Source organism: Arthrobacter sp. StoSoilB13 (genome assembly GCF_019977255.1).
In the GTDB taxonomy this organism is placed as follows: Bacteria; Actinomycetota; Actinomycetes; order Actinomycetales; family Micrococcaceae; genus Arthrobacter.
In genome coordinates this window covers 1,132,730-1,146,135 of sequence record NZ_AP024647.1, presented here as the reverse complement: position 1 = coordinate 1,146,135, position 13,406 = coordinate 1,132,730, and the positions used below count along the sequence as shown (strand labels likewise).

General features: G+C 61.9%; 13 protein-coding genes and 2 pseudogenes. 10 read left to right on the top strand and 5 right to left on the bottom strand.

From position 1 onward, the window contains the following. Positions 1–145 precede the first annotated feature (145 nt). The 10 genes and pseudogenes from rplS to LDP01_RS05395 all read left to right on the top strand — a co-directional run bounded on the left by rplS (position 146) and on the right by LDP01_RS05395 (position 8,214). Positions 146–499 (top strand): 50S ribosomal protein L19, encoded by a 354-nt coding sequence (rplS, locus tag LDP01_RS05440; RefSeq protein ID WP_014922079.1) that lies wholly within the window; start codon positions 146–148, stop codon positions 497–499. 80 nt (positions 500–579) lie between these two features. Further along, positions 580–1,254, top strand: a complete 675-nt coding sequence (lepB, locus tag LDP01_RS05435) for a signal peptidase I (protein WP_224090770.1) — start codon at positions 580–582, stop codon at positions 1,252–1,254. Continuing rightward, complete coding sequence (lepB, locus tag LDP01_RS05430) at positions 1,255–2,088, top strand: signal peptidase I (RefSeq protein WP_224090767.1); 834 nt, start codon at positions 1,255–1,257, stop codon at positions 2,086–2,088. A gap of 5 nt (positions 2,089–2,093) precedes the next feature. Next, entirely contained in the window at positions 2,094–2,804 is a 711-nt protein-coding gene (gene rnhB, locus LDP01_RS05425) for a ribonuclease HII (RefSeq protein WP_224090766.1), read from the top strand. Between the two features lie 68 nt (positions 2,805–2,872). Beyond that, the gene (locus tag LDP01_RS05420; RefSeq protein ID WP_216923842.1) at positions 2,873–3,217 is read left to right on the top strand and encodes a DUF2469 domain-containing protein; all 345 of its coding nucleotides are present in this window, start codon (positions 2,873–2,875) and stop codon (positions 3,215–3,217) included. Between the two features lie 113 nt (positions 3,218–3,330). Next, positions 3,331–3,696, top strand: coding sequence for a YraN family protein (locus tag LDP01_RS05415; RefSeq protein ID WP_224090765.1), 366 nt, complete (start codon positions 3,331–3,333; stop codon positions 3,694–3,696). After that, a complete protein-coding gene (locus LDP01_RS05410) occupies positions 3,696–5,237 on the top strand; it encodes a YifB family Mg chelatase-like AAA ATPase (RefSeq protein ID WP_224090761.1) in 1,542 nt (513 codons plus the stop codon). The genes LDP01_RS05415 and LDP01_RS05410 overlap by 1 nt, the downstream gene beginning before the upstream one ends. A 104-nt stretch (positions 5,238–5,341) precedes the next feature. Next, positions 5,342–6,483 (top strand): annotated as a pseudogene (dprA, locus tag LDP01_RS05405) (DNA-processing protein DprA). A gap of 65 nt (positions 6,484–6,548) precedes the next feature. Then, positions 6,549–7,475 carry a tyrosine recombinase XerC gene (locus LDP01_RS05400; protein WP_224090760.1) on the top strand — a complete coding sequence of 309 codons (927 nt, stop codon included), beginning with the start codon at positions 6,549–6,551 and terminating at the stop codon, positions 7,473–7,475. Between the two features lie 233 nt (positions 7,476–7,708). Then, positions 7,709–8,214: pseudogene (locus LDP01_RS05395) on the top strand (DUF3145 family protein). A gap of 106 nt (positions 8,215–8,320) precedes the next feature. On the opposite strand, the gene LDP01_RS05390 reads toward LDP01_RS05395, so the two are convergent. The 5 genes from LDP01_RS05390 to LDP01_RS05370 form a co-directional block, all read right to left on the bottom strand. Then, positions 8,321–9,556, bottom strand: coding sequence for a beta-ketoacyl-[acyl-carrier-protein] synthase family protein (locus LDP01_RS05390; protein WP_224090759.1), 1,236 nt, complete (start codon positions 9,554–9,556; stop codon positions 8,321–8,323). Positions 9,557–9,689: 133 nt separating this feature from the next. Then, positions 9,690–9,935: an acyl carrier protein gene (locus tag LDP01_RS05385; RefSeq protein ID WP_011692310.1), complete on the bottom strand. Its 246-nt coding sequence runs from the start codon at positions 9,933–9,935 to the stop codon at positions 9,690–9,692. 114 nt (positions 9,936–10,049) lie between these two features. Then, positions 10,050–11,111, bottom strand: coding sequence for a beta-ketoacyl-ACP synthase III (locus LDP01_RS05380; RefSeq protein ID WP_224090758.1), 1,062 nt, complete (start codon positions 11,109–11,111; stop codon positions 10,050–10,052). Then, positions 11,108–12,037, bottom strand: a complete 930-nt coding sequence (locus LDP01_RS05375) for an ACP S-malonyltransferase (RefSeq protein ID WP_224090757.1) — start codon at positions 12,035–12,037, stop codon at positions 11,108–11,110. The genes LDP01_RS05380 and LDP01_RS05375 overlap by 4 nt, the downstream gene beginning before the upstream one ends. Before the next feature lie 88 nt (positions 12,038–12,125). Next, positions 12,126–13,370, bottom strand: a complete 1,245-nt coding sequence (locus LDP01_RS05370) for a PucR family transcriptional regulator (RefSeq protein ID WP_224090756.1) — start codon at positions 13,368–13,370, stop codon at positions 12,126–12,128. Positions 13,371–13,406 lie beyond the last annotated feature (36 nt).

Below are 13,406 nucleotides of genomic sequence, written 5' to 3'. Positions count from 1 at the left end.
ACAGCCGGACAACCCGGTGCCGCCAATCAGTGGCGGAATCGGACACTAAGAAACTTCGGCGGAGATTTCCGGTTGGCTTTGTGCCGCGGGCTTGTCCGCCGTAACCCAAAGTGGATGACCTGTGGCGTTCACCAGGAGTGGATTAATGCATATCCTCGATAGCGTAGATGCAGCCTCGCTGCGTAACGATGTTCCCGAGTTCCGCGCGGGTGACACCCTCAAGGTTCACGTCAACATCATCGAAGGCAAGAACTCCCGTGTCCAGGTATTCCAGGGCTTCGTCCTGGGCCGCCAGGGTGACGGCGTTCGTGAAACCTTCACCGTGCGCAAGGTTTCCTTCGGCGTCGGCGTAGAGCGTACCTTCCCGGTACACTCCCCGATCATCGACAAGATCGAGGTCGTCACCAAGGGTGACGTCCGTCGTGCCAAGCTTTACTACATGCGCGCACTGCGCGGTAAGGCTGCGAAGATCAAGGAAAAGCGCGACTTCGCGAAGTAAGTCCACGACTTACGCAACGGGTCCAGGATCCGTGCCCGGTTTGTTCCGGAGCAATCCGCAACGCAACAGGGATACGAGTCATGGACACATCAGAACGCCAGCCCCGGAAACAGGGCTGGCGTTTTGTTTTGCTGGCATTGGTCCTTGCCGTCGCAATCAGTGGCCTGGTCCGCTCTTTGTGGATCGACGTCTACTACATTCCTTCCGAGTCCATGGAGCCGTTGCTGGGCACGGGGGACAGGATCCTGGTTTCGCGGACGGCGTTCACCGCCGGGCCCATCCAGCGTGGAGACGTGGTTGTCTTTGATGGGCGTGGGTCGTTCGCCCCGCTCAGCAGCGGTAAGGGTCCCCTTGTTGATGCGGCTGCTGCAGCAAGCCAGTGGTTCGGGCTCACGGGAAGCGACACCACATATGTGAAGCGGGTTATTGGGGTTCCGGGTGACCACGTTCAGTGCTGCTCCCCCGACGGCCGCCTCACAGTGAACGGTCAGGTACTTGAGGAACCCTATGTTTATCCCGGAGACGAACCCAGCAAACAGAAGTTCGACGTCGTAGTCCCCGAGGGCCGGCTCTGGCTGATGGGCGACCACCGATCCCGCTCTGCTGATTCCCGCGGACTGCTGGGAGCGCCCGGTGGGGGAATGGTCCCGCTTGACCGGGTGATCGGCAGACCGGTCCAGATTATCTGGCCCCTTGATAGATTTGCAGAGGTGCCTCGCTCCGCGCAGGCCGAACCATCAAAGAACGGACAATAAATGCCGGACAAAGTTCCCGAGAATCCCGAGCGGCACGACGACGACGCGCGGCTCTCGGACGGAACGGCTGGCGTGGCCGGAGTGGCTGAGCCCAGCCCGGTCGCTGACGCTGCTGACGATACCGGCAACAAATCCGAAGAGGGCGAAAAGCCCCACAGGAACCCTGTCCTTGGATGGCTGAAGGAAATCGTCACGGTCGTGGCCATTGCCGTAGTGCTCTCCTTCCTTATCAAGACTTTCCTTTTCCGGGCGTTCTACATTCCTTCTGAATCCATGGAAAGCACCTTGGACGTGAATGACCGCATCTTCATCAATCTGCTGGTGCCGGAGCCCTTCGCCTTGGAACGGGGCGACGTCGTGGTTTTCAAGGATTCGCAAGGTTGGCTGCCCGCAGTTCTCAAGAAACCGGCGGGACCCCTTGATTGGGTAGGCGACACTTTGGAATTCGTCGGGTTGGCAGCCGACGACAATGAGCAGCACCTGGTCAAGCGCGTGATTGGGCTTCCGGGCGATCATGTTTCCTGCTGTGACGCGCAGGGTCGGGTCAGCATCAATGGCAAGCCAGTGGACGAAACATACATCAATCCCGCGGAAGTGCCCCAGCCCAACCCGTTTGACATCGTCGTTCCAGAGGGCAAAGTCTGGGTGATGGGAGACAACCGCAACCACTCGGCCGATTCCCGGGCGCACCAGGAAGTCAATGGTGGTTTCATTAATATCGAGGACGTTGAAGGCAAGGCCACGGTCATCGCCTGGCCCGTCAACCGGTGGACGGTGCTGGACAATTACCCGGATGTCTTCAAGAACGTTCCCGCGGCCACGTCAGGAAAGTAACGGCCATGGGAAGCACCCGGCTGAAAACCAAGACACCGACCGACGTTCCAACCCTGGACGTCGAGCGTTCCTTCCTGTCTCCCCGGGTTCGACTGCTGGCAGGTGTGGACGAGGTTGGCAGGGGAGCCCTGGCTGGCCCCGTGAGTGTGGGAATCGCAGTGGTCAATCTTCAGGACCACGCCCTTCTGGCCGATGTCAGGGACAGCAAATTGCTCAAGCCCGAGGATCGCGACAGGTTGGAGCCTTTGGTCCGTGACTGGGCTGTAGCGTCCGCAGTTGGACATGCGTCCGCCCGCGAAATCGATGAGGTGGGTATCATAGCTGCCCTGCGCCTGGCGGGAACGCGGGCGTGGTGTGAGATTCTGGCCGGTGGCATCACGCCCGACGTCGTGTTGTTGGACGGCAGCCACAACTGGCTTTCTCCGGAAGTTCAAGCTTCACTGTTCGACACCGCACCCACAGGACCCTGGTGTGAAGCTCCGGTCCACACGAAGGTAAAGGCAGACATGAGCTGTCTCAGCGTGGCTGCTGCCAGTGTTTTGGCAAAAGTAGCTCGCGATCGGATCATGGTTGATCTCCACTCTGAAGTACCGGCGTACGGCTGGAACGAAAACAAGGGTTACGCCACCGCAGCCCATCGCGAAGTGATCAGGCTGCAGGGTCCCAGTGCCTATCACCGGACAAGCTGGAACCTCACCGGGCCGGACGTTGTCTGACTGCTTGCTTGGCAGCGTGTGTCCTGCTGATGGCGTCCGGTGCGCGGCAGATGGTGCAAGATGGAACTATGAGCGCCGAGGACCTTGAGAACTATGAAACCGACATGGAGCTGCAGCTCTACCGTGAATACCGGGACGTTGTCGGTTTGTTCAGCTACGTTGTCGAAACTGAGCGGCGTTTCTACCTTGCCAACCATGTTGATTTGCAAGCCCGCAGCGCAGACGGCGAAGTCTATTTCGATCTAACCCTGCAGGATGCGTGGGTTTGGGATGTTTATCGTTCAGCCCGCTTCGTGAAAAATGTCCGGGTAATAACGTTCAAGGACGTCAACGTCGAGGAACTTCCACGCAATGAAGACCTTGCGTTGCCCAAGGATGGCGGCCTGGGAGATCTGGGCGATCTGGGGAATTAGCCCCGCTTCCGCATAACTCTTCCTCCACAAGACGGTGATGTGACGGGTTTACCCACATAGCGCCGGGACTGTCTGTCACCGACCGCTGCCAGCGTGAAAGCTGGGTAGCGGAGGTGGTGCTCATGAGGGCAAAAGACATTCTTGGCCGTAACGGCGAGGCTTTGGCCGCAGGATTCCTGGAAGGCCAGGGCATGCGGATTGTCGATCGAAATTGGCGGTGCGCCGACGGTGAAATCGACATCGTGGCGTTGGAGGGCGACACCCTGGTGGTCGCGGAGGTAAAGACCCGCAGCAGCCTGGATTACGGACATCCGTTTGAAGCCGTGGGTCCAGCCAAGCTGGCACGCCTGCACCGGCTCGCGTCATCGTGGTGCCGGGAGCATGAACTGAATGCTCCGCAAAGACGTGTGGACGTGGTGTCGGTCATCCATGACGGCATTGGAGACCCCCAGCTGGAACACCTGAGGGGTGTTGGCTGATGGGGGTCGGACGCAGCTACTGCATTGCCCTCGTTGGCCTCAACGGCTACATCGTCGAGGTAGAAGCCGACATCGGCCAGACGCTTCCCGCTTTCGTGATCCTGGGCCTCCCGGATGCCGCATTAAACGAAGCCAAAGAACGAATACGCTCCGCGGCACAGAACTCGGGAATTCCTCTGAGCCGGAGGAAGATCACCGCCAATCTCATTCCAGCATCCTTGCCCAAACGTGGTTCGGGCTTTGACCTCGCCATCACCATGGCTGTTCTCCGTGCTGCGGAGGACATTCGTTCGATCGATGGAACAGTCTTCATTGCCGAGCTCGGTTTGGACGGCCGGCTTCGGCCGGTGAGGGGCATCCTCCCGGCCGTGATGGCTGCCGTCCAGGCGGGGTATCCGGAGATTGTCGTAGCAGAAGCAAACGTCGCGGAGGCAACTTTGGTGCCGGGGGCTCGCGTCAGGGGATACCGGACTCTTGCCCGGCTGGCGTACGACTTCGGTGCGGACCCCAAAGAACTCGCCCTGGACTACGACCCGCCCGGTGCTGATCCCGGGGATGAAAATGATGACGCGGAGGGCATCGTGCCCGATCTTTCCGACGTTTCGGGGCAATCGGAGGCCCGGCGCGCCCTGGAAGTCGCAGCGGCAGGTAGCCACCATATGCTCCTGACCGGTCCACCGGGTGCCGGTAAGACGATGCTCGCAGAGCGTTTGCCAGGACTCTTGCCGGACCTGGCGGACAAGGCGGCAATGGAGGTTACTGCCATCCACTCCCTGGCGGCGGTCCGCTCATCAACCGGAACATTGCTCCGGAGGCCGCCGTTTGAGAATCCCCACCACAGTGCTACTTCAGCTGCCATCATCGGCGGAGGCTCGGGGCTTCCCCGTCCGGGCGCTGCCTCGAGGGCACACCGTGGGGTCCTCTTCCTGGACGAGGCTCCCGAGTATGAACGACGCGTCCTGGATGCCCTGCGGCAACCCTTGGAGAGCGGCGAGCTGGTCATTCACCGTTCGGCGGGAACGGCAGCTTACCCCGCTCGGTTTCAACTGGTACTGGCAGCCAATCCTTGCCCATGCGGCAAAGCCTCGGGCAAGGGGATGGACTGTACCTGCACCGCAATAATGCGGCGGCGGTACTTCGGCCGAATATCTGGTCCTCTTCTGGACCGCGTCGACATACAACTCCAAGTGGAACGCGTGTCCCTTGCCGATTTTGGACAAGCAGGTACCGAAGAGCGAACGGACGCCGTTGCAGGACGGGTACTGGCTGCGAGGCTGAGGCAGGCCGAGCGCCTGGGGGCGTTCGGCATTGAGACCAATTCCCAAGTGCCGGGAAACACCCTTCGTGGGGAACTGAGGCTGGCACAGGGCACCACCCGCATCCTGGACACGGCCTTGGAGCGAGGCATTCTCACTGCCCGGGGATACGACCGCGTCCTTCGCTTGGCTTGGACGCTGGCAGACCTGGACCATAGCAGGGTTCCCACTGCAGACCACATCGGACAAGCGCTCGGCCTCCGGCAAGCAACGGCGACGACATGAAGGACAACGTGACGAAGGACGAAGTGACAACGGAAGGCACAAGCGCAGCCGTGTTGGGGAAACAGGAAAAGGAAAGGCTTGCACGGGCAGCACTGGCGCGTCTGATGGAACCACAGGATTCCGTGGGGCTCGCCTTGGTTCATGCTGTTGGAGCTGTTGACGCACTGGGTATCGCGACCGGAGAACTTGCTGTCGGCCCACGCCTGGAACAGGAAATTTCCACCCTACTGACCGAAAGCGGAGGGCCCCGGCTTCCTGGCCGGGGCTCACGGCCAGCAAGCGACGGTGGGCTCCACGTGTTCCGGACCTCGCACCGGACCGCGACCTGGAGACGATGAAGAGGCTCGGTGGCCGCCTGATCGTTCCCGGCGACGAGCTATGGCCAGGGCAATTGTCTGACCTCGGCCTCCAGGAGCCTTTGTGCCTGTGGTGGCGTGGACACGAGCAGCCCCTTCCCTCAACGCGTCAGACCATCGCGCTGGTGGGGTCCAGGGACAGCACGAGCTACGGAGCATCTGTGACGGGGGACCTTGCCTACGGCTTGGCCCAACGTGGATACTGCGTAGTTTCCGGTGGAGCCTATGGCATTGACGCCCACGCCCACCGTGGGGCCCTCCGTGGCGGGGTCGCAAACGTACCGACCATTGCAGTCATGGCTGGGGGAGTGGACCGCTTCTATCCCTCCGGGAACGAGGATCTGCTTCGTGCTGTGGCCAACCAAGGAGCGGTGATTTCCGAGGTGCCACCCGGATCTGCCCCTACAAGGTACCGGTTCCTGCAGCGAAACCGCCTCATCGCTGCGCTGGCGGCTGTCACGGTGGTAGTGGAAGCACGATGGCGCTCAGGCGCACTGAACACGGCCCATCACGCCGAGAGCATAGGGCGGGTAGTGGCAACTGTCCCGGGATCCATTCACAGCGCGAATTCGGCTGGGTGCCACAGGCTGCTCCGCGATGGCGGGGCGATCTGTGTGACGGACGTCGGAGAAATTGCTGAGTTGGCCGGTCGAAATGGCGAGGTGATCGGCTCCGAGAAGGACTCGCCGGCCGCGCCTCATGATGGCCTGTCCTTGGAAGACCTGATTCTCCTGGACGCCTTACCGCTTCGATCGGCAAGTTCCGTGGAGAAACTCACAGTAGTTGCCGGCCTCAGCCCGGACACTGTTCGCGCGGGCTTGGGGCGATTGGGACTGCTGGGACTCGCGTCCTCGGAACGGGGGGCCTGGAAGCGCACCAAGAATGCGTAGGGCGGACAAGTAGCGAAGCATGTTGATACGCAGCGACGGTCCAAGTTGCTGGCAAAGTTGGAAGGGTGGACGCAGAATTATTGCCAGCATCGCTCAAGAGCGCAGCGGAGGGATTCGAACGCTACCTACGCGGTGAACGCGCGAGGTCGGCACATACTGTCCGGGCCTATCTGGCAGATGTGCACAGCCTTCTCGGATTCGCGGTCCAGGAGGGAATACGCGATCTCGATGAATTGGAATTGGGTTCTCTGCGCCGGTGGTTGGGCGCACAAAGCGAAGCCGGCATGGCCCGGTCCACCCTCGCCCGCCGCGCTGCCACGGCGAGGTCGTTCACGAAGTGGGCTTTGAGGGAGGAACTCATCGCCACGGATCCAGCCATTCGGCTGCAGGCTCCTAAACGCGTGAAATCGTTGCCTGGAGTCCTGCAGCAGCAGCAAATTCTCAGGGTCGTGGATAGCCTTGACGCTGCCGCGGCGGATGGAGGTCCTCTGGCCATCCGGGATCGAGCGATGGTGGAGTTGCTGTACGCAACCGGCGTGCGGGTTGGGGAGCTTGCCGGGCTGGACATCGATGACACGGATCCGGATAGACGGACCCTCCGCGTCATTGGCAAGGGAAACAAGGAGCGTACCGTTCCTTTCGGAGTTCCAGCTGCCCTTGCCATCGACGACTGGCTTCGCCGTGGACGCCCGGCGCTGGTAACTGCCACGAGCGGGCCGGCTCTGTTCCTGGGCGTGAGAGGAAACCGCGTTGACCCACGCCAGGTCCGTGCGGTTGTAGCCGTCCTGCTGGAGGCACTTGGCGACACGGCTGCAACGGGGCCCCACGCCTTGAGGCATAGTGCCGCGACCCATCTGCTGGATGGTGGGGCGGATCTTCGCGCCGTGCAGGAAATTCTTGGTCACAGTAGCCTCGCCACTACCCAGATATACACCCACGTTTCCGTGGACAGGCTTCGGAAGAGCTACCAGCAGGCACATCCCCGGGCCTGAACATAACGCCCAAAGAGTCGCACTGGCGGAAAAGGGAAGGGTACGGCAAAATGAAAGCACCACCGCCGAACCTTCAATTTAGGGTTGAGGGTTCGTTTCGTGTCACAATCTAAGAGTCTTAGCTAATTGAATAGCCTGCAGGGTCCATAAGAATGACAGGGCCGGGCAGCAACAGAAAGACATCCGCTGCAGAGGTCGTTGGGGAAGACGTACCTACAGCTATGGAGGATGGAATGTCTGTTGCAACAACCCGCGGTGTCCTTTTCGTGCACTCGGCCCCTACGGCGTTGTGCCCGCACGTTGAGTGGGCCATCGGATCGGTCGTGGACAAGCGGACCGATCTTGAGTGGACCCCTCAGCCAGCTGCGCCCGGGATGTTCCGTGCCGAACTGTCCTGGACAGGTGCGCCCGGCACGGGCGCCCAGTTGGCGTCTGCTCTTCGGGGCTGGGCACATCTGCGGTACGAGGTGACTGAAGAACCGAGCCAAGGCGTGGACGGGGGCCCCGCTGGTCGCACACTCCGGAATTGGGTATCTTCCATGCTGTCACGGATGTGCACGGCAACATCATGGTCAGTGAGGATCGCATCCGCTATGCCTATGAGTCAGGAGCGGGAGACCCGTCGGCCGTTTACCATGAGTTGTCGTTGGCCCTCGGCGAAGCCTGGGACGAGGAACTGGAGCCCTTCCGCCACGCCGCTGAGGGCGCCCCGGTCCGGTGGCTGCACCAGGTCGGGTAGCAGCGACGCCTGACCGCCACAACATTCCCATAGCAACAGAGAAGGGCCCACCTGATGGTGGGCCCTTCTCGTTAATTCACCTCACGGCATCCGGCGGACGCAGCTCCTAGACGTTGCGGACGGCGATGACAGCGTTGTGTCCGCCAAATCCGAACGAGTTGCTCAGCGCGACGATGTCGCCCGAAGGCAGGTCACGGCCGGAGGTTACGACGTCGAGGGGGATCTCGGGATCCTGGTTCTCAAGGTTGATGGTGACAGGTGCCTTGCGCTCATAGACGGCCAGCACAGTGAGGACAGCCTCCACAGCCCCGGAGGCGCCCAGGAGGTGCCCCATCTGGGATTTGGTGGCAGAGACCGCCACGTTGTCCACGTGGGTCCCCAAGGCGGCACGGAGGGCCGTGTACTCGGGCTTGTCGCCAACCGGTGTGGAGGTGGCGTGGGCATTGACGTGGACTACGTCTTCAGCCTGGATCCTGCCGTCAAACATTGCGGCCTTGAGTGCGCGGGTGGCGCCGAGACCTTCGGGGTCAGGAGCTGTGATGTGGTAGGCGTCAGCTGTGACCGAGGTTCCGGCAAGCTCAGCATAGATGCGGGCGCCGCGGGCGATCGCGTGCTCTTCAGCTTCAAGTACCAGGGCACCGGCACCCTCACCCATGACAAAGCCGTCACGGTCGACGTCGTACGGACGGGAGGCGCGCTCAGGATCGTCATTGCGGCGTGAGAGTGCCTGCATGGACGAGAAAGCCGCCAAGGGCATGGGGTGAATGGCGGCTTCCGCCCCACCGCACATGACCACATCGGCCTTGCCCGAGCGGATCAGGTCCAAGCCAAGGTGCAGGGCCTCGGTACCGGATGCGCAAGCAGAAACTGGAGTGTGGGCTCCGGCGCGGGCGCCGAGGTCAAGGCTGACGGCAGCGGCTACGCCGTTGGGCATAAGCATGGGAACGGTCATTGGCAGGACCCTACGGGGGCCCTTGTCCCTGAGGGTGTCCCATGCATCAAGGAGCGTCCATACGCCGCCGATACCCGTGGCAAAGGCCACCGCCAGGCGGTCGTGGTCGATGTCTTCGATGCCAGCGTCAGCCCATGCCTCCCGGGCAGCGATGACACCAAACTGCGTGGATGGGTCCATGCGCTTGGCTTCCACCCGGCTCAGGACTTCCAGGGCCGGCGTCGAGCACCGGGCAGCAAAGTGGACGGGGAGGTCGTACTTGGCCACCCACTCGTCTTCGAGCGTGCGGGCACCTGAGACCCCTTTCAGCGCGTTCTGCCACATTGTGGGGACGTCGCCGCCGATGGGAGTGGTGGCCCCCAGACCGGTTATGACTACTTTGCGTGCCATGCGATCACTCTCTGTCGGATCAGCCATCCCGTCTGCGGTTTTTGCAGGGGACGGCAGGAAAAACTTTGGGCGTTACTGCGGCTGTGCCGGGCACAGGGTCAACCACCCCGGCCCGGCACAGCAGGTACCAGGCTTAGGCCTGGGCGTTTGCGATGAAGCTGACGGCGTCGCCGACGGTCTTGAGGTTCTTGACCTCTTCGTCCGGGATGCGTACGCCGAACTTCTCTTCGGCGTTCACGACGATGGTCATCATGGAGATGGAGTCGATGTCCAGGTCCTCGGTGAAGGACTTGTCCAGCTCGACGGCTTCGGTAGCCAGGCCCGTTTCTTCGTTGACGATTTCAGCCAGGCCGGCCAGGATTTCTTCGTTGCTAGCCATTGTTGGCTCCTTTTCTTGTTGTGCCGGCTATGCCGGAAAGGGGGCAAACCGCGGTTACGGTTTGGGTTTGTAAGTCATATTCAGTTGGCTGGAGGCCGCGGGGCCTGTCCAGGTCTATGGCAGGACGACTACCTGGGCACCGAATACCAATCCAGCGCCGAAGCCGATCTGCAATGCCAATCCACCGCTGAGTCCAGGGTTCTCCTGAAGCAGGCGGTGCGTGGCCAGCGGGATGGAAGCGGCTGACGTATTGCCGGCTTGGGCGATGTCGCGGCCAATGAGGACTGTCTCGGGAAGCTTCAGCTTCTTCACCATCTCATCGATGATGCGCATGTTCGCCTGGTGGGGAACAAACGCGGCGAGGTCGCTGGCTTCGATCCCGGCAGCGTCCAACGCTTGCTGGGCCACCTTGGCCATTTCCCACACGGCCCAACGGAAAACAGTCTGGCCGTCCTGACGCAGCGTAGGCCAAACATCCTGCGTTGCAGAGATGATTGCGAGGTCATCTGTTTCGTCCGAGTGGCGGGCGGATTCACCCAGCTTCTTGACGTCTTCCAAAGAGTGGGTCATTCCGATCGCGTCCCACTTGCTGCCATCCGAGCCCCATACTGAAGGTCCGATGCCGGGAGTGTCGGAGGGGCCCACCACTACTGCGCCGGCACCGTCGCCGAGCAGGAATGAGATGGTGCGTTCGTGGTTGTCGATGACGTCCGAGAGTTTCTCGGCGCCAACCACCAGAACATATTCGGCAGAACCGGAGCGCACCAGCGCGTCCGCCTGGGCAACGCCGTAGCAGTACCCTGCACACGCGGCGGAGATGTCAAAGGCGGGTGCCGGCGTCGCGCCCAAACGCTCCGTAAGGGCAGCGGCGGCTGACGGTGTTGCGTAAGGGTGCGTCACGGTGGAGACGATGACTGCACCCAGCTGGGATGGTTCGATCCCGGCCTGCTTGATGGCCTCGCGGGCGGCACCTTCGGCCATGTCGATGACGCTGACATCGGCAGCTGCGCGGTGGCGGGTGATGATGCCAGTGCGCTGACGGATCCATTCATCAGAGGAATCGATCCACTGGCAGACGTCGTCGTTGGTGACGATGACATCGGGACGGTATGCGCCGATGCCCAGGATACGGGCGTTCTCGTTGACCGTAGCTTTCTTGAGGACGGGAGTGCTCACGCCTGTCCCTCCAGTTCAGCGAAAAGTGCCAGCGCCGCAGACAAATCGTCCGGGGTTTTGACAGCAACTGTCTTGACTCCGGGCATTCCACGCTTGGCCAAACCAGCAAGGGTCCCGGCGGGAGCGAGTTCGATCACACCGGTGACTCCGCGGGCGGAGAGGTTCTCCATGCACTGGTCCCATCGGACGGGCCGGGACACTTGTGCAATCATGCTGTCGACGGCGGCAGTACCCGCCGTTACTTCCTTGCCGTCGTAGTTGGACAGAAGGGGGACCGTCGGATCCTGCGGGGACAAGGAAGGCTTGAGGGCTTCCAGCGCGCTGACGGCGGGAGCCATGTGCGAGGTGTGGAAGGCGCCGGCAACCTTCAGGGGAATGACGCGTGCCTTGGCCGGCGGGTTGTCAGCCAAAGCCTTGAGCTGCTCGAACGTTCCTGCGGCCACTGTCTGGCCGGCTCCGTTCACATTGGCGGGAGTGGCGCCCGACGCCTCGATGGCGGCGAGGACCTCCGCGGGGTCACCACCGACCACTGCACTCATGCCCGTGGGGGTTACCGCTGCTGCGGCAGCCATACTGTTGGCCCGCTCGCGGACGAAAGTCATGGCTTCCTTCTCAGTGAGGACGCCGGCAAGGGCTGAAGCCGTGATTTCACCGACGGAGTGCCCTGCAAGCACAACGGGAAGTGTGTTGAGTTCGACGTCGAACAAAGACCTGGCTGCCACCAAGCCCGCGGCCACGATCAGGGGTTGGGCCACTGCGGTGTCTTTGATGGTTTCTTCATCGGACGTGGTTCCGTGGGCCTTGAGGTCGATGCCTGCGATCTCGCTCAGGGTGGCCAATTGGCCTTCGACGGAGGGGAGTTCCAGCCAAGGGGCCAAAAATCCAGGGGTCTGGGAGCCCTGTCCAGGGCAGACGATTGCAAGCACGTATCCAGCTTTCCAAATTGCCACGTGATCCACTGGTGTTTTCGTACACCAAGCTCACTGGGTCAGTTTGTAGGAAGTCTACAACGGTTCAGTTCTGTGAACGCGATGCGTGACGCTCGGGGGCGGCTTTGGGCTGGGCCGAAAGCCGGCCCACCACCAGGGCAGTTTGAAGTACGAATGCTTCCCTTGGGAGGAGCGGATCCCAGCCAGTCACATCGCAGACACGCTTCAAACGGTAGCGCACAGTGTTGGCATGGACGAACAATTCACGCGCTGTGGCCTCCAATGAATGTCCCAGCTCGAGGTAGGTTCCCAAGGTTTCCACCAAGCCGTTCGAGGCTGCCAGCAGCGGGCGGTAAATATTCTTGATGAGGGACCGCCGGGCCGCATCATCCCCGGAAACAACGCGTTCCGGGAGGAGATCGTCCGCTGCGACAGGTCGAGGCGCCGAGGGCCAGGCGCGGGCTGCGGTAAGGCCGGCGAAGGCGGCCTGGGCCGACGTACTGGCCTCCAGTAACGAGCCGGCCTCGGGCCCGTACACGACGGCGCCCGGCGCAAACAGTTCACTGAGCTTCAAGTACGCCGTATCGCGGTCCTGGACCCCGCCGAGGATGAGGATGAGGCGGTCACCCTGGATTCCTACGAGCGCGTCTTCTGCGAAACGGCCGGCAGTCCGGCGTAAATCGCTGACGTAGCTGGCGCTGGGCTCCGATGGCGAGTTGCCCACCATGACGGTGAAGCGCTCCTGCGCCTTCCAACCCAGGGCGGCGATCCTTGACCGCAATGCATCTGTGTTCTCGCCCCGCAGGATTGCGTCCACAATCAGCGCCTCAAGCCGGGTATCCCAGGATCCCCGTGATTCCGCCGCGCGGGCGTAGACATCCGCGGCCGCGAACGCCACTTCACGGGAGTAGCGGAGCACCGCCTCGCGGAGCGAAGGCTGGTCCGATTCAGGAGCGATCACAGGAACCTGGTCCTCGACGACCTCCACTACGATCCGGATCAACTGCAGGGCCTTCTGCAGGCTGATGGAGCGGGTCAGTTCCGTGGGTGCATTGCCGAAGACGTCGGTCAGGATCCACGACGGCGAACTGGGGCGCTCGTACCAGGTCACGAAAGCGGCAATGCCATTTTGGGCCACGAGCCCCAAAGCGGAGCGTTCATCAGAGCTCAGTCGACTGTACCAAGGCAGCGATTTCTCAAGCTGCCGCATGGTGCTGGTGGACAATTGCCCCACATTTGCACGGAGCTGCCGCAGGGTCTCCGCCTTTTCCGGCGACAATGCCTGGGTTGCTGCTTTGCGCTTTGTAGTGATTTTGCTGGGCTCTGCCATGGAACGAGCATACGGTGCATCACGGGCAAGCTCCAT